The sequence below is a fragment of the Nocardioides sp. genome (genome assembly GCF_030019515.1).
Classification (GTDB): domain Bacteria; phylum Actinomycetota; class Actinomycetes; order Propionibacteriales; family Nocardioidaceae; genus Nocardioides.
On the sequence record NZ_JASEEQ010000009.1, the window covers coordinates 43999 to 59540 of the forward strand.

Sequence of the window (15542 nt, forward strand, 5' to 3'; positions counted from 1 at the left end):
GGTGGCCGGGGTCCTGGCGATCTGAGCGTTGCATCTAGTGCCCGGCCAGGTCGTGGTCAACGGCGTGCGACATGGGGGCCATCCTCCCAAAGGAGGCAGCACTTCTGGCAGCGGGGCGGAAGGCTAGCCTGCGGGCATGTCTTCTCCCGTCGTCGCAGAGGTCGTCCGGTCCGGGTTCGTGGAGGGTCACCACTACGGAATGCTGGTCGGTCTTGCCGCCGACGGGACCACCGCGTGGGCGGTCGGCGACGTCGCGGCGCCGATCCTGCCGCGCTCGTGCAACAAGCCGGTGCAGGGGCTCGGCCTCGTGCGCCACGGTCTCGACCTGCCGCCCGACCTGTTGGCTCTGGCATGCGCCTCGCACTCCGGTGAGCCGTTCCACCTCGATGGAGTGCGGCGCATCCTGGCGGGTGCCGGCCTCGAAGAGTCCGCTCTGCTGACGCCGCCCGACTACCCGCTGGACGACGAGGAGCGCGACGCGATCCTGCGTGCGGGAGGCGGTCGTACGCCGATGCAGATGAACTGTTCGGGCAAGCACGCCGCCATGCTCGCCACGTGCGTGCTCAACGGCTGGGACACGGCGACGTACCTCGATCCTGACCACCCGCTCCAGATCGGCATCCGGAAGACGTTCGAGGAGCTCACCGGGGAGCAGGCCTACGTGGCCGTCGACGGATGTGGCGCCCCACTGCTCTCGACGTCACTGGTCGGGCTCGCGACCGCCTTCCGTCGCCTGGCCCTGGGGGTGGACGGGGACGGGCGGCCGGACGAGGGGGCCGCTCGGATCGCGACGGCAATACGGAAGCACCCCGAGATGGTGTCCGGCACCCGTCGCGACGAGCGTGCCCTGCTCACCACGATCCCGGGCGCGATCGGCAAGGCGGGTGCGGAGTCGTGCTACGTGGTGGCGCTGCCCGACGGACGAGCGTTCGCGTTGAAGACCGATGACGGGGCCGCCCGGGTGCGGCCGGTGCTGATGGCGGCTGCGCTCGCGCGCGCAGGTGTCGATCGTGAGGCGGGCGTCGACGGCGAGGCGCTGCGGCGTACCGGGCTCGCGCCCCTGTTCGGCGGTGGGAGGCCGGTCGGGGAGATCCGGTCCTGCTGGTGAGCGACGGTCGCACCAGCGCGATTTGATTGCTCATGCAAGCAGTTCGCACGTTGAGATTGCCCTTGTTTCCATGGCAGGTGACAGTCGATGTGAACCAATGCACACCCGAAGTGCTTGCTCTTGCTAGCAACGCCTAGCACGATAGAGGTATGGCGAAGGGCAAGGTCGGCAAGACCGTCGAGTCTCTCGGCGAGTACCTGAAGGAGCAGCGGGTGTCGGCCCAGTTGTCCCTCCGGCAGCTCGCCGAGCAGGCAGGCGTCTCCAATCCGTACCTGAGCCAGATCGAGCGCGGTCTGCGCCGCCCCTCGGCGGAGGTTCTCCAGCAGATCGCGAAGGCGCTGCGGATCTCTGCCGAGCAGCTCTACATCCGGGCCGGGATCGTGGATCCCCACGCCGGTGCCGGCAGCTCGGTCGAGCTCGCGATCCTCGGCGACGCCAAGCTTACCGAGCGCCAGAAGCAGTCACTGCTGGACGTCTACGCGTCGTTCCTCGCCGTCAACGGTGCGAGCGGCGACGAGCCGGCGAACTGAACTCCATGCCCGGTGCCGCGCCGGGCCACCCCCAACCCGAAGGAGCAGGACATGGCCAAGGCCAAGTTCGACATCAAGTCCGAGGCGACCCGCCCGATCTACGCCGGCGTCGGCGTCACCGACCTCGCCGTGGAGCGCATGCGTGAGTACGTCACCGATATGCAGAAGCGCTTCGCCGAGATGCAGAAGGACGTCCAGGCTCGCGTGAACGACCTCGAGTTCGAGCCGGAGGCGCTGCGCAAGCAGACCGTCACGTTCGTCAACGAGCGCGTCGAGGCGCTGACCAAGGACGCCAAGGCCCGCCGTGCGGCCATCGAGGCTCGCGTGGAGGAGCTCCGAGCGGATGCCAAGGAGATCCCGACCCGGGTGCAGCACCTGATCGACGAGAACATGGAGTCGGTCAACGAGGCCTACGCCGACCTCGCGAAGCGGGGTGAGACGCTCGTCGACCGGATCCGTCGCCAGCAGTCGACCAAGAAGACCGTGACCTCCGCCAAGACCACCTCGGCCAAGGCGAAGACCACGAAGACCCAGGCGACCAAGGCCACGAAGACCACCGCCAAGAAGACCGCGAAGAAGGCCTCGACGACCGCGAGGAAGTCGTCCACCGCGCCGAAGAGCAGCGCGAAGGCCACCGCCACCGCGGCCAAGAAGACCGTCGCCAACGCTGCCGAGGCCGCCAGCGACGCCGCGTCGAAGGTGGGTGACTGACGGACAGCTGACGCTGTTCTGATCGTCTGGACCGCGAGGCCCCCGGGAGGCATGAGCCCTCGGGGGCCTCGTCTGGTCTGGTCGGCGGTCGAGGCCCTGCCTTCGCTCACGGGGGTCTCGACGATGCTCGCTGGCTAGCGCTCGCTGCTCGACCACCGGCAACGCGGGCGTCACCGGTGGTCGAGCCTGTCGAGACCGTGGGCAACGCGGGACGCTTGTTCCTGCCGGGTGGGGACGCTCCCGTAGGCTGAGCGGGTGCTGCACGTGCTCCAGGCCGAGATGACTCTCATGATGATCATGGAGCTGGTGCTGCTCGTCGTGAAGATCTTCGCGTTCGTGAACTCGCTGGTGTACTCCGCTCAGGCCTACGACGCTGCGAACAAGCTCACCAAGCCGGCCTGGACGATCATCCTCGGGCTCGGGGTGGCGGTGCAGCTGGTTCTGGGCGGGACGATCGGGCTGATCAGCCTGGTCTTCACGATCGCGGCTCTCGTGTACCTCGCCGACGTGCGGCCGGCGCTGGCGTCGTTGACCCGCCGCTGACCGACCTGAGGGGTTCTTCCTCCAGGTTCCCTCAAGTTCGGTCCGAGTTCGAGTCGGCGACGGTCGTCGCGTCCTAGCGTGTGGTCACCGATCGACGACTGGGGGGAAGTCATGGGTGAGTCGGACGCACGTCCGTGGGGATCGTGGGAGGTCCTCGACGAAGGTCTCGGCTACAAGGCGAAGCGACTCGTCGTACGGCCGCACCAGCGGCTCTCGTACCAGACCCATGCCTACCGTGCCGAGCACTGGGTTGTGGTCAGTGGCCGGGCGACCTGCGTGATCAACGGCGTGGTTCGTCAGGCTCGAGCCGGGGACTACGTCGACGTGCCGGTCGGGGCGGCGCACCGGCTGATGAACGAGCACGACGAGCCGCTCGTCGTCATCGAGGTCCAGCGTGGGCTCTACACCGGTGAGGACGACATCGTGCGCCTCGAGGACGACTACGGACGCGCAGGCGTCATCATCGAGTCGGTCGGGCGGCTGGTCGACTCGAGGCTCTGAGCGGGACGCGGCTCAGTACGCGCCGCGGGCGCGCAGGACGGCGCCGACCGTCTTGACCAGGATGTTGAGGTCCTGGAGCACCGACCAGTTGTCCACGTAGTACAGATCCAGGCGGACGGCCTCGTCCCAGGTCAGGTCGGAGCGTCCAGAGACCTGCCACAGGCCGGTCATGCCCGGCCGCACGCGCAGACGGCGATACCCGTCGGAGCCGTAGCCGGCGACCTCGCTCGGTAGCGGCGGACGCGGGCCGACGAGGCTCATCTCGCCACGGAGCACGTTGACCAGCTGGGGCAGCTCGTCGATCGAGAAGCGGCGCAGCCAGCGGCCGGGCCGGGTGACCCGAGGGTCGTCTTTGATCTTGAAGAGTCCTACGTCGTGGCCGATCGCAGCGTGCAGGTCGGGGAGCCGTTCTTCGGCGTCCACCCGCATCGTGCGGAGCTTCAAGCACGCGAACTCCTTGCCATCCCGCCCGACGCGGGTCTGCCGGAAGAGCACGGGGCCACCATCGGCCAGCTTGATCTGCGCCGCTGCGAGCAGCAAGAACGGGGAGAACCCGATGAGGAACGCAATGGAGCCGACCAGGTCGAAGAGCCGTTTGCCGACACGCAGCGCGTCGGTCGCCCGCGGGGCGTCGATGTGCATGAGCGGCAGCCCACCGACCGGACGCACCCGCACGCGCTCCGCCGAGACGTCGGTGACGCTCGGGGCGACCACGACCTGGACGTCAGCCTGCTCCAGATCCCACGCGATCCGCCGGAGCTGGCCGGGGGAGGTGAGTGCGCCTCCGGCGAAGAAGATGATGTCCGCCTCGGAGTGCTGGACGACCTCCGTCACCCGCTCGCAGGTGCCGACGACCGGGATGCCGGCTCGGGTCTCCGCGTGGTGGTCGACCGACGGCAGCAGTGCACCCACGACGTGGTAGCCGAGCCAGGACTCGCGACGCAGCACGTCGGCGATCTCGTCGACGTGGGACATCGCGCCGGCGATCAGTACCCGGTTCTGCAGCCTGCCCTGTCGACGCGCCTTGTAGAGCGCCCGGCGCAGCAGGAAGCGTCCCAGGATCAGCGCGGGGATCCCGATCGCGAACAGCAACAGGAAGAACCCGCGAGACAGCTCGAACTTCGCCATGTAGGACCCGACGCCCAGGAGGCCCGCCGCGAGCAGGCCGGCGTTCATGACGCACACGTACTCGTCGGTCCCGGCCCCGAACAGATCCTGGCGGTGACCGCCCAGGAGGGTGATCGCCAAGATCCAGCCGACGACGATGAGCGGGCCGGCCACGGAGAGCGAACCGGACACGTCGGCGGGGTTGTCGAAGACGCCGAGGCGCCGACGGCCCCAGGTGGCGACGACCACGACCCCCGTGATGATCACCAGGTCCAGGATCAGCGCTGAGACGGGGAGGTATCGCAGGGCCCGACTGGCTGGTCCTCCGACATGGGTGTGCTTCACCGAGAGCAGTGTCATCTTGTCAGTCCAATCCCCCGATTGGCCGCTGTAAAACACTGGCGGCCCACGACACAGTGCCGGTCTTTCGACGGTTTGTCGAGGCTCGCATGCGACGCGCCAACCTTAGGGCACCGACGAGGTCACGCCGGCCACGACCCGGGGTGACGCCTTTCGCGCCCGCGACCGGCCCCCGTGGCGCCGGCAGGGGAGAAGGTTCAGTCCTCGCTGCTCGGGCGGGCATTGACGTAGACCGCGAGCTCGGGGTCGGTCGAGACGATCCGGTCGACCTCCTCTCCGCCGTCGCAGCGGCACAACGAGACGGTGACGCCGTCGCCGCCGCGGTCCAGGAGCCGCCAGCTGCCGCCCGCCTGCTCCCAGCGCAGCAGGTCGTCCAGCGGGTCGCTCGGGTGGAGCGTCATGCGCGGTCTCCTCTCGTCGGGGTCTCGGTGGTGGCGTGCGTCGTGCCGCCGAGGTGGCGGGCGGTGTTGACCAGCCCGACCAGGCTGAACGCCTGAGGAGTGTTGCCGAGGTGCTCGCCGCTCCGGGGGTCGCACTCCTCACTCAGCATGCCCACATCGTTGCGCAGTGCCAACAGCCGGGTGAACAGTTCCTCGGCCTCGTCGGTGCGGCCGATGCCGTGCAGGGCGTCGGCGAGCCAGAAGCTGCACGCCAGGAACGCGCCCTCGGTGCCGGGCAGCCCGTCGGAGCCGCCGTCGGCTTGCGTGTCGTAGCGCAGCAGGAAGCCCTCGCGGCACAGGTCGCGCTGCACGGCCTCGACGGTGCCGATGACGCGCTCGTCGTCCCAGGGCAGGAAGCCGACCCGGGGCAGCAGGAGCAGCGCGGCGTCCAGGCCCTCGGAGCCGTAGAACTGGGTGAAGGTGCGGCGGTCCGCGTCGTACCCGTGCTCGCAGACGTCCGCGTGGATCCGTGCGGCGAGCTTGCGCCAGTCGTCGACCGGGCCGTCCAGGTCGAGCCGCTCGACGGTGCGGACCGCGCGGTCCGCACCCACCCAGGCCATCACCTTGGAGTGCACGAACTGCCGCTGCGGGCCGCGCACCTCCCACAGCCCGTTGTCGGGGTGCTGCCAGTTGCCCTCCAGCCAGTCCAGCAGCGCGCGCTGCACGTCCCAGGCCGGGTCGGTCAGCTCCAGGCCGGCGTTGCGGGCCAGGTGCAGGCCGTCGAGCAGCTCGCCCCACACGTCGAGCTGGAACTGCCCGGCCGCCGCGTTGCCGACCCGCACCGGCGCGGACCCGTCGAAGCCGGCCAGCCAGTCGAGCGTGGTCTCCGGGAGCCGCTGGGTGCCGTCCAGGGCGTACATGATCTGCAGCTTGTCGGGGTCGCCGGCGACCGCGCGGACCAGCCACTCGCGCCAGGCGCGGGCCTCCTCGGTGTAGCCGGTGCCAAGCAGCGCCTGGAGGGTGAACGTCGCGTCGCGCAGCCAGCAGTAGCGGTAGTCCCAGTTGCGCACCCCGCCGAGGTCCTCGGGCAGCGAGGTGGTCGCGGCCGCCACGATGCCGCCGGTCGGCGCGTAGGTGAGCGCCTTGAGCAGCACCAACGAGCGCTCCACCTCCTCGGCCCACCTGCCCTCGTAACAGCCGCGGTCGACCCAGTCGGTCCAGTACGACGTCGTGTCGGCCAGCGCCCGCTCGGCGTCGACCGGGTCGGGGCGGGGCAGGTGCGCGGCCTGGTAGGTGAGCACGAACCAGGCCCGGTCGCCGGCGGCGAGGGTGAACTCGGCCCGCAGCACGTCTCCGTCGTGGGTCAGCGGCACCGAGGCGCTCAGCCACACCGCGTCCGGGCCGGCGATCGCCGACGCCTCCGAGCGCTGCACCCGCACCCATGGCCGGACCCGCCCGTAGTCGAAGCGCAGCCGCAGCGCCATCTCCACCGGGACGCTGCCGGAGACGCCCTCGACGATCCGGACCACGTCCGGGGCCTCGCCGCGCGGCGGCATCAGGTCGACCACTCGCACGGTGCCGTCCTCGGTCTCCCAGGTGGTCTCGAGGACCAGCGTGTGCTCGCGGTAGCACCGCGACGTCGCCGCGGCCGCGCCGGCGGGCGCGATCCGCCAGTGCCCCGCGTCCTCGTCGTGCAGCAGCGCCGCGAAGCACGCGGCGGAGTCGAAGCGCGGCAGGCACAGCCAGTCGATCGAGCCGTCGCGGCCGACCAGCGCCGCGGTCTGCAGGTCCCCGATCAGGGCGTAGTCGTCGATCCGGTTGCTCACGTTGCACCCGCCTCGGACCCGGGGTCGGCGAGCTCGATCACGACCTTGACGTCCGTGGGACCGGCCTCGAACGCGCTCGCGGCCTGCTGCAGCGGCACCCGCCGGGTGATCAGCCGCTCCAGCCACGCCAGGTCGGCGGCGGCCAGTGCGTCCGCGGCCGCGCGGTAGTGCCGCAGGTTCGCGTTCACCGAGCCGACCACCGCGTCGTTCTCGAGCACCAGCTCGCGGTTCAGCGCGCCGGCGTCGATCGGGAGCTGCCGGCCGCCCGAGGACACGCCGGTCAGGCAGACCACGCCGTACGCCGAGGTCGCGGCCATCGCCTCGAAGACCAGCTTGCCGACGCCGGTCGCCTCCAGCACCACGTCCGGCCGGGCGGTGCGCGCGATCTCCTCGACGCTGGTGTGGTGGTACGTCGCCCCCAGGTCGCGGACCAGGTCCGGCTTCGGCCCGTCGGCGACCAGGTCCAGCACGTGCACGTCCAGCCCGCGCTGGACGCCGATCATCGCGGCCAGCAGCCCGATCGGCCCGGCGCCGGTCACCAGGGCGGTCCGCGGCTCGAACCAGGCCCGCTCGCCGACCCGGTCCACCTGCTCCCAGGCCTTGGCGACCACGCTGGTCGGCTCCATCAGCACCCCGGCCAGTCCCAGGTGGTCGGCGACCCGCACGGCGTACTTCGCCGGCACCGTCCACCGCTCGCTGCCGTAGCCGTCGAGCTCCTTGATCCCGCGCTCGGTGTAGCGGCCGTTGCGGCACATGTCCCACTCGTCGTGCGCGCACGCCCCGCACGGCTCGGGGTCCGGCCGCCGGACCACGCCCGCGACCAGGTCGCCGGCGCCGAAGCCGCTGCCGTCGGGCGCCCGGAGCACCCGGCCGAGCGACTCGTGGCCGAGCACCAGCCGACCCTCGGCGTCCGGCGCCTCGGGGGCCCAGCCGTACTCACCGCGGACGATCTCCTTGTCGGTCCCGCACACCCCGATCGCCAGGCCCTCGACGAGCAGCTCGGCGGGGCCCGGCTCGGGGTCGGGGATCGTCTCGACGGCCAGCGTCCCGGCGGTCCCGGGTCGCACGGTGAGTGCGCGCATCGGTGCTGCTCCTTCCGCGGGTCAGGCGACCCGGTAGCGCTCGGCGGGCGCGGTGCGCAGCCGCAGGCCGTGGCCCGGCCCGTCGGGGGCGGTGAGCGTGCCGCCGACCGGCTCGGCGTACCCCTCGACCAGCTCGCGCACGATCCGGACGTGGTCGTGGAACCACTCCAGGTGCCGCAGCCGCGGGGTCACGGCGGCGACCGGGAGGCTGAGGTACGGCGCGCAGTGGCCCGAGACGTCCACGCCGTGCGCGGCGGCCAGCGCCGTCGCCTGCCGCCACCCCGTGTAGCCGCCGCAGCGGGTCACGTCGACCTGGAGGCAGTCCACGACCGGGAGCAGCCGGGCGAACGCGGCCGGGTCGTCGCCGTACTCACCGGCGGCGACGTCCGCGTCGACCGCGGCTCGCACCGAGCCGAGCCCGGGGAGGTCCTCGGAGCTGACCGGCTCCTCGAACCAGGTGACCCCGAGGGCGTCCAGGTCGCGGCCCACGCGGCGCGCCTGGCCGGGGGAGTAGGCGCCGTTGGCGTCGACGAACACCTCGGTGCTCTCCGCGGCGAGGTCGCGGACCAGGGCGGTGCGCTCCAGGTCGCGGCGCTCGCAGCGCCCCCAGGACTCGCCCACCTTGATCTTCACCGCGCCCAGCCCGAGCGCCAGCCAGCCGCGCAGCTGGCTGCGCAGGTGGTCGTCGTCGTACGTCGTGAAGCCGCCGCTGCCGTACACCGGCACCGGCCGGGCCGCGTCACCCCACCAGCGGGGCAGCGGCAGGTCGAGCAGCCGGGCGCCCAGGTCCCACAGCGCGATGTCGACCGCGGAGACCGCCATCGCGACCAGGCCGCCGCGGCCCGCGTTGCGGACCGCGCGCAGCATCGCCTCCTGCGCGGCGGCCGGCGCGAGCGCGTCGCGGCCGAGCACCACCGGGGAGAGCAGCTCGTCGACGACCGCCGCCGCGGCAGCGGGGGCCCAGGTCCAGCCGGTGCCGACCCGGCCGCCGGCCCGGGCGTGCACGACCACCATCGTGGTGCGGTCCCAGGCCAGGGTGCCGTCGCCCTCCGGGGCGTCGGTCGGGACCGTGTACGCCGCGGCCTCGAGGGCCGTGACGCACAGCGCGTCCCGGGCGCGGCCGTCCTCCTGCGGGTCGATCAATGGAGCAGCTCCTGGGCCTTGGTCTTGATGCCCTCCTTCATCACGCCCCAGCGGCTGGTGTCGCCCTTGATCAGCGCCTTGGCCATCGAGGTCATCTGCTCGAGCGTCGCGTGCGGCGGGATCGGCGGCACGTCCGGGTCGCAGTGCACGTCGAGCAGGTGCGGCCGGTCCGCGGACAGCGCGACCTGCCAGGCGTCGGCGAGCTGGTCGGGGTCGGTGACCGTGGTCGCCCCGAGGCCGCAGGAGCGCGCGAAGTCGGCGTACGAGACGTCCGGCAGGGCCTGCGACTCCACGAACGTCGGGGTGCCGCCCATCGCGCGCAGCTCCCAGGTGACCTGGTTCAGGTCGTTGTTGTGCAGCACGGCGACCACCAGCCGCGGGTCGGACCAGTCCTGCCAGTAGCGGGCGATCGTGAGCAGCTCGGCCAGCCCGTTCATCTGCATCGCGCCGTCGCCCTCGAACGCGATCGCCGGCCGGTCGGGGTGGGCGAACTTCGCGCCGATCGCGTACGGCACCGCCGGGCCCATCGTCGCGAGCGTGCCGGACAGCGAGCCGCGCATCCGGCCGCGCATCTTGACGTGTCGGGCGTACCAGTTCGCGGCCGAGCCGCTGTCGGAGGCGATGATCGCGTCGGTCGGTGCGACCTTGGAGAACTCGTGGAAGATCCGCATCGGGTTGACCGGGTTCGCCGAGACGTGCGCCTCGGCGTCCATCACCTCCCACCAGTCGGCGACCTTCGCGCACAGGTCGTCGTGCCAGGAGCGGTCCTGCTGCTTCTCCAGCAGCGGGATCAGCGCGCGCAGCGTCGCCTGCGCGTCGCCCACGAGGTTGACCTCGTAGGGGTAGCGCATCCCGATCATGGTGCCGTCCAGGTCGATCTGGACGGCGCGCGCCTGGTCCAGCTCCGGCAGGAACTGCGTGTACGGGAAGCTCGAGCCGACGGTGAGCAGCGTGTCGCAGCCCATCATCATCTCGTAGCTGGGGCGGGTGCCGAGCAGGCCGATCGAGCCGGTCACCCAGGGCAGCTCGTCGCTGAGCACGTCCTTGCCGAGCAGCGCCTTCGCGACCCCGGCGCCGAGCAGGTCGACCACCTCGGCGATCTCGGCGTCCGCGCCCCGGGCGCCCTGGCCGACCAGCAGCGCGACCTTGCGGCCGGCGTTCAGCACGTCCGCGGCCTGGCGCAGCGCGGCGGGGTCCGGGGTGACCGTGGGCCGCTGGGTCGGGGTGAGGCTGGAGGGCACCATCTTGAACGCGTGCCCCGGAGCGGCGTACTCCAGCTCCTGGACGTCGTTGGGCACGATGATCGCGGTCGGCGCCCGGCGGGCGGTCGCGACCCGGATCGCCCGGTCCAGCACGTTCGGCAGCTGCTCGGGGACGGTCACCATCTGCACGTAGTCGCTGGCCACGTCCTTGAACAGGCTGAGCAGGTCGACCTCCTGCTGGTAGCTGCCGCCCATCGCGGTGCGGTTGGTCTGCCCGACGATCGCGACCACCGGGACGTGGTCGAGCTTCGCGTCGTACAGCCCGTTGAGCAGGTGGATCGCGCCGGGCCCCGAGGTCGCCAGGCAGATGCCGGGGCGCCCGGAGAACTTCGCGTAGCCCACGGCCTGGAACGCGCTCATCTCCTCGTGGCGGGACTGGATGAAGCGCGGCTGGTCGTCGGCGCGGGAGAACGCGCCGAGGATCCCGTTGATCCCGTCGCCGGGATAGCCGAAGACCTGCTCCACCCCCCACTCGCGCAGGCGGGCGAGCAGCTGGTCGGCCACGGTCGTCGTCATCTGGTGCTCCCTTCGGGTGATCCTTCGGGTGTGGTGCGGTCGGTCCGGGTCGGGGGGCGGGCGGGGAGTCCCGCGAGCAGCTGGGCGAGGTGGACGCCCTCGTTGCCCCCGCTGTCGAGCTCGTGGATCTGGGTGCGGCACGAGAAGCCGTCGGCGAGCACGACGGTGCCCGGGTCGCGGGGGTCGACCTCGCGGAGCCGGGGCAGCAGCACCTGCTCGGCGCAGGCCTCGCTGACCTCGCCGTGGCCGGCGGTGAAGCCGAAGTTGCCGGCCAGGCCGCAGCAGCCCGACTCGAGCCGCTCGACGTCGGCGCCGGCGCGCTCGAGCAGGGTGCGGTCGGCGTCCCAGCCGAGCACGGCGTGCTGGTGGCAGTGCACCTGGGCGAGCGCGGTCACGCCCGCGGCGTCGGGCGGCTCCCAGCCGTCGGTGTGCTCGGTGAGCAGCTCGGCCAGCGTGACGGTGTGGTCGCGCACCCGCTTGGCGTCCAGGTCGCCGGGCATCAGCTCGACGGCGTCCGAGCGCAGCACCGAGGTGCAGCTGGGCTCCAGGCCGAGCACCAGGCCGCCGTTGCGCACGTGCGGCGCGAGCTCGGCCATCGTGTGCCGCACCCGCATCCGGGCCACGCCGAGCTGGCCGGTCGAGATCCAGGTCAGCCCGCAGCACACCGGGCGCTGCGGCATCGTGACGCCCCAGCCGGCGCTCTCCAGCACCTGCACGGCGGCGATGCCGACCTCGGGGTGGAAGTGGTTGGTGAACGTGTCCGGCCAGAGCAGCACGGTGCCGCGGGCGCCGGCGCCGGGCGCGGGAGTGTGTCCGGCGAGCCAGCGTTGCAGCGACTGCCGCGCGAACCGCGGCACCTCCCGGTCCTCCAGGCCGGCCAGCCGGGTGCCGAGCCGGCGCAGCGGCCGCACCTTCGCGGCGGCGTTGACGGCCGGGGCCAGCCGGAGCCGGTCGACCAGCATCGCCGCGGTCGGCAGCCAGCCGGTGGCGTAGTCGGCGCGCGGGCGCAGCCGGTGCCGGTAGTGGTGGTAGAGGAACTCCGCCTTGTAGGTCGCCATGTCCACGTGCGCCGGGCAGTCGGACTTGCAGCCCTTGCAGGACAGGCACAGGTCGAGCGCGTCGCGGACCTCGGTGGAGCGCCAGCCGTCGGTGATCGTGCCGTCGCGGTGGCCGTCCAGCATCTCGAAGAGCAGCCGGGCCCGGCCCCGCGTGGAGTGCTGCTCCTCGCGGGTCGCCTGGTACGACGGGCACATCACCGTGCCGCCGTCGTGGGTGAGCTGGCGGCACTTGCCGACGCCGACGCAGCGGTTGGCCGCCTGGGCGAAGGAGTGGCCGTCCTCGGGGAACCCGAACGCCAGCGGCAGCAGCCGCCGCGGCTCCCAGTGGCCGCCCAGCCGCAGGTGCGCGTCCAGCGGGGCGGGGTGGACGACCTTGCCGGGGTTCATCAGGTCGTCGGGGTCGAACAGCGCCTTGACCTCCTCGAACAGCCCGACCACCTCGGACCCGAACATCTTGGGCAGCAGCTCGCCGCGGGTCTGCCCGTCGCCGTGCTCGCCGGACAGGGAGCCGCCGTACGAGACCACCAGGTCGGCGGAGCGCTCCAGGAACCGCCGGTAGGTCGCGACCCCCTCGGTCGTGTAGAGGTCGAACGGGATCCGGGTGTGCACGCAGCCCTGGCCGAAGTGGCCGTACAGGCTGGGGCCGACGTCGCTGGCGTAGCCGAACTCCTCGTAGAGCCGGCGCACGTCGCGCAGGTAGTCGCCGAGCCGGTCGACGGGTACGGCGGCGTCCTCCCAGCCCTCGAACGTGTCCGGCCGGTGCGGCACGTGCGCGGTCGCGCCGAGCCCGGACTCGCGGACCAGCCACAGCTCGTGCTCGCGCTCGGGGTCGTCGTAGAACGCGACGTCCGGGGCGTGGTCGGTCTTGCCGAGCGCCGCGAGCATCTCCTCGGCACGGCGGTCGGACTCGTCGGTGTCGGCCCCGCCCATCTGCACCATCAGGAAGCCGCTGCCCTTCGGCAGCATGTCGAGCGCCTCGGGGTTCATCCCCTTGAGCTGCTGGTCGCGCAGCAGGAAGTCGTCGACGCCCTCGAGCGCGATCGGGTCGTGCTCGACGACCGCCGGGACGGCGTCCGCGGCCGCGGCGATGCCGGGGTAGCCCAGCACCACCAGGGTGCGCGCCGGCACCACCGGCACCAGCTCCAGCTCGGCGCGCAGCACGATCACCAGCGTCGCCTCGCTGCCGACCAGCAGGCCGGCCACGTCGAAGCCGTGCTCGGGCAGCAGCGAGTCGAGGTTGTAGCCGGAGACCCGGCGCGGGATGTCGGGGTAGCGCTCCCGGATCAGGTCCGCGTGGTCGTCGCGGAGCCGGCGCAGCCGCCGGTGGATCTCCCCGACCCGGCCGGGCCGCGCCGCGGCCTCGGCGTACTGCTCGTCGTCGAGGGGCGCGGCGACGAACCGGGTGCCGTCGTGGAGCAGCACGTCGAGCGAGGCGATGTTGTCGACGACCTTGCCGGTGCGCTGCGCGGTGGCGCCGCAGGAGTTGTTGCCGATCATCCCGCCGAGCGTGCAGTTGGGGTGGGTCGCCGGCTCCGGGCCGAACCGCAGCCCGGTGGGCGCCAGCTGCCGGTTCAGGTCGTCGAGGACGATGCCGGGCTCGACCACGCAGCGCCGGCTCTCGGCGTCGACCGACAGCAGCCGGTGGCAGTACTTGGAGAAGTCGATGACGACCGCGGCGTTCGTGCACTGCCCGGCCAGGCTGGTGCCGCCGCCGCGGGAGACGACCGGCAGCCCGAGCTCGTGGCAGACCGCGACCGTCTCGATCGCCGCCTCGATGGTGCGGGGGAGGACCACGCCGAGCGGCACCTGGCGGAAGTTCGAGGCGTCGGTGGAGTACGCCGCCCGGCTGCCCGCGTCGAAGCGGACCTCGCCGTCGACCCGCTCCTGCAGGGTCACCGCCGCCCGGCCGAGGTCGGGGACGGCCGTGGCCGTCACGACGCCCGCCGGCGGGCCAGCGCCCCGGCGAGCGCCATCGCGCCGGCGGCGCCGGCGGCCCCCAGCAGCCCGTGGTGCTGGGAGGCCCACACCTGCGGCGAGCGTCGGTGCGAGCGGGCGTCGAAGTCGCCGTGCGCGCCGAAGTCCTCGCCGGCCGCGCCGTCGGCCGGCGACCACAGGTTCTCGGGCTGGTCGGGGTCGGTCGGCTCGTCGGTCTGCTGGGACGTGAAGCCGGTGCGCGCCAGGTAGCGGTCCAGCAGCCCGGGGGCGACGGCGTTCGCGATCAGGGTGAGCGCGGTGGTCTCCCCGACCCAGTACTCGCGCCGCCGCGGGTGGTCGGCGGCGTGCACGATCGCGTCGGCGGCCAGCTCGGGCTGGTAGATCGGCGGCACCGGCCGCGCGTGCCGCGGCAGCCGGGAGCGCACCCAGTCGAACTGCGGGGTGTTCACCGCCGGCAGCTGCACCATCGTCACGTGCACGCCGCTGCCGTCGTGCATCAGCTCGGTGCGCAGCGACTCGTGGAAGCCCTGGATCGCGTGCTTCGCGCCGCAGTACGCCGACTGCAGCGGGATGCCCCGGTAGGCGAGCGCGGAGCCGACCTGGACGATCGTGCCGCGGTCGCGCTCGGTCATCCGGCGCAGCGCGCTGCGGGTGCCGTTGACGTAGCCGAGGTAGCTGACCTCGGTCACCCGGGCGAACTCCTCGGGCTCGATGTCCACGAACCGCGCGAACACCGAGGTGAACGCGACGTTGACCCACACGTCGATCGGGCCCAGCTCGGCCTCGACCCGTCCGGCCGCCTCGTCGACGGCCCGGGCGTCGGCCGTGTCGACCTGGATCGGCAGCGCCCGGACGCCGGCCTCGATCGCCTCGTGCGCGGCCGCCTGCAGCCCGGTCTCGCCGCGGGCCAGCAGCGCCACGTCGTCGCCGCGGGCCGCGAACGCCCGGGCGCAGGCCCGGCCGACCCCGCCGCTCGCGCCGGTCACGACGACCACGCGGCCGGTCATGGCGCCACGATGAGGGCCTGCGGGGCCGCGACCTTCATCCGGGTGTCGAGCCAGGCGATCTGGCGGGACGTCTCGGTGCCGTTGTCCTGGGCGATCTGGAACAGCTCGCGGTCGCGCAGCCCCTGCGCGCCCTGGGCGATCACCATCCAGGTCGACTGCACGAGCGAGGCCAGCACGTGCAGGTCCTGCAGGTCGCGCAGCAGCCCGACCTCGCCCTCACGGGCCTGGGCCAGGCCGGCCGCGTGCAGCCGCTCGGGCTCGTCGACGCCCTCCTGGCCGGGCCCCTGCTCGCCGTACCGGTCCACGACCGGCGCGAGCGCCTCCCGGTGCCGGTCGCACCAGCCGGCCAGCAGCCGGCAGGTGTGGAACACGTCGGCCACGTGCGCGTGGCCCTCCGCGATCGCGCGGAACGAGTCGGCGAGGGTCTGCTCGCTGTGGTCGGCCAGGCCGACGTAGGTCGCCAGGTGCGGCAT

The 15542-nt window shown here is 72.5% G+C and carries 14 protein-coding genes; 5 read left to right on the forward strand and 9 right to left on the reverse strand.

The window, feature by feature from the left end; translation table 11 throughout:
* The first annotated feature begins 136 nt into the window (after positions 1-136).
* The 5 genes from QMC84_RS13775 to QMC84_RS13795 all read left to right on the forward strand — a co-directional run bounded on the left by QMC84_RS13775 (position 137) and on the right by QMC84_RS13795 (position 3393).
* Positions 137-1108: an asparaginase gene (locus tag QMC84_RS13775; protein ID WP_300375437.1), complete on the forward strand. Its 972-nt coding sequence runs from the start codon at positions 137-139 to the stop codon at positions 1106-1108.
* A 149-nt stretch (positions 1109-1257) separates the two neighbouring features.
* Complete coding sequence (locus QMC84_RS13780) at positions 1258-1638, forward strand: helix-turn-helix transcriptional regulator (RefSeq protein ID WP_300375439.1); 381 nt, start codon at positions 1258-1260, stop codon at positions 1636-1638.
* A 51-nt stretch (positions 1639-1689) separates the two neighbouring features.
* Positions 1690-2349: a hypothetical protein gene (locus QMC84_RS13785; RefSeq protein ID WP_300375441.1), complete on the forward strand. Its 660-nt coding sequence runs from the start codon at positions 1690-1692 to the stop codon at positions 2347-2349.
* Positions 2350-2604: 255 nt separating this feature from the next.
* The gene (locus tag QMC84_RS13790) at positions 2605-2892 is read left to right on the forward strand and encodes a DUF2516 family protein (RefSeq protein ID WP_300375443.1); all 288 of its coding nucleotides are present in this window, start codon (positions 2605-2607) and stop codon (positions 2890-2892) included.
* 111 nt (positions 2893-3003) lie between these two features.
* Positions 3004-3393, forward strand: a complete 390-nt coding sequence (locus QMC84_RS13795; protein WP_300375446.1) for a phosphomannose isomerase type II C-terminal cupin domain — start codon at positions 3004-3006, stop codon at positions 3391-3393.
* 12 nt (positions 3394-3405) lie between these two features.
* Here the strand turns inward: QMC84_RS13795 and QMC84_RS13800 are convergent, their stop codons facing one another.
* The 9 genes from QMC84_RS13800 to QMC84_RS13840 all read right to left on the reverse strand — a co-directional run bounded on the left by QMC84_RS13800 (position 3406) and on the right by QMC84_RS13840 (position 15542).
* Positions 3406-4860: a sugar transferase gene (locus QMC84_RS13800; protein WP_300375448.1), complete on the reverse strand. Its 1455-nt coding sequence runs from the start codon at positions 4858-4860 to the stop codon at positions 3406-3408.
* A 197-nt stretch (positions 4861-5057) separates the two neighbouring features.
* Positions 5058-5261, reverse strand: coding sequence for a hypothetical protein (locus tag QMC84_RS13805; protein ID WP_300375450.1), 204 nt, complete (start codon positions 5259-5261; stop codon positions 5058-5060).
* On the reverse strand, positions 5258-7066 hold the full coding sequence (locus QMC84_RS13810; protein WP_300375452.1) for a glycoside hydrolase family 15 protein: 1809 nt from the start codon (positions 7064-7066) through the stop codon (positions 5258-5260). The genes QMC84_RS13805 and QMC84_RS13810 overlap by 4 nt, the downstream gene beginning before the upstream one ends.
* Complete coding sequence (locus QMC84_RS13815; protein WP_300375454.1) at positions 7063-8148, reverse strand: glucose 1-dehydrogenase; 1086 nt, start codon at positions 8146-8148, stop codon at positions 7063-7065. Before QMC84_RS13815 ends, QMC84_RS13810 begins: the two co-directional genes overlap by 4 nt.
* 21 nt (positions 8149-8169) lie before the next feature.
* Positions 8170-9291 (reverse strand): enolase C-terminal domain-like protein, encoded by a 1122-nt coding sequence (locus QMC84_RS13820; RefSeq protein ID WP_300375456.1) that lies wholly within the window; start codon positions 9289-9291, stop codon positions 8170-8172.
* Entirely contained in the window at positions 9288-11069 is a 1782-nt protein-coding gene (locus QMC84_RS13825; RefSeq protein ID WP_300375458.1) for a thiamine pyrophosphate-requiring protein, read from the reverse strand. The genes QMC84_RS13820 and QMC84_RS13825 overlap by 4 nt, the downstream gene beginning before the upstream one ends.
* Positions 11066-14062, reverse strand: coding sequence for an FAD-binding and (Fe-S)-binding domain-containing protein (locus QMC84_RS13830; protein ID WP_300375460.1), 2997 nt, complete (start codon positions 14060-14062; stop codon positions 11066-11068). Before QMC84_RS13830 ends, QMC84_RS13825 begins: the two co-directional genes overlap by 4 nt.
* Positions 14059-15069, reverse strand: a complete 1011-nt coding sequence (locus QMC84_RS13835) for an SDR family oxidoreductase (RefSeq protein WP_300375462.1) — start codon at positions 15067-15069, stop codon at positions 14059-14061. Before QMC84_RS13835 ends, QMC84_RS13830 begins: the two co-directional genes overlap by 4 nt.
* Positions 15066-15542, reverse strand: coding sequence for a hypothetical protein (locus tag QMC84_RS13840; RefSeq protein ID WP_300375464.1), 477 nt, complete (start codon positions 15540-15542; stop codon positions 15066-15068). Before QMC84_RS13840 ends, QMC84_RS13835 begins: the two co-directional genes overlap by 4 nt.

Bases quoted from the DNA above. Each gene is read 5' to 3' on its own strand.
- QMC84_RS13825 (WP_300375458.1), bottom strand. From the start codon at position 11,069: ATGACGACGACCGTGGCCGACCAGCTGCTCGCCCGCCTGCGCGAGTGG.
- QMC84_RS13835 (WP_300375462.1), bottom strand. From the start codon at position 15,069: ATGACCGGCCGCGTGGTCGTCGTGACCGGCGCGAGCGGCGGGGTCGGC.
- QMC84_RS13800 (WP_300375448.1), bottom strand. From the start codon at position 4,860: ATGACACTGCTCTCGGTGAAGCACACCCATGTCGGAGGACCAGCCAGT.
- QMC84_RS13795 (WP_300375446.1), top strand. From the start codon at position 3,004: ATGGGTGAGTCGGACGCACGTCCGTGGGGATCGTGGGAGGTCCTCGAC.
- QMC84_RS13785 (WP_300375441.1), top strand. From the start codon at position 1,690: ATGGCCAAGGCCAAGTTCGACATCAAGTCCGAGGCGACCCGCCCGATC.
- QMC84_RS13775 (WP_300375437.1), top strand. From the start codon at position 137: ATGTCTTCTCCCGTCGTCGCAGAGGTCGTCCGGTCCGGGTTCGTGGAG.
- QMC84_RS13815 (WP_300375454.1), bottom strand. From the start codon at position 8,148: ATGCGCGCACTCACCGTGCGACCCGGGACCGCCGGGACGCTGGCCGTC.
- QMC84_RS13780 (WP_300375439.1), top strand. From the start codon at position 1,258: ATGGCGAAGGGCAAGGTCGGCAAGACCGTCGAGTCTCTCGGCGAGTAC.
- QMC84_RS13840 (WP_300375464.1), bottom strand. From the start codon at position 15,542: ATGCCGCACCTGGCGACCTACGTCGGCCTGGCCGACCACAGCGAGCAG.
- QMC84_RS13805 (WP_300375450.1), bottom strand. From the start codon at position 5,261: ATGACGCTCCACCCGAGCGACCCGCTGGACGACCTGCTGCGCTGGGAG.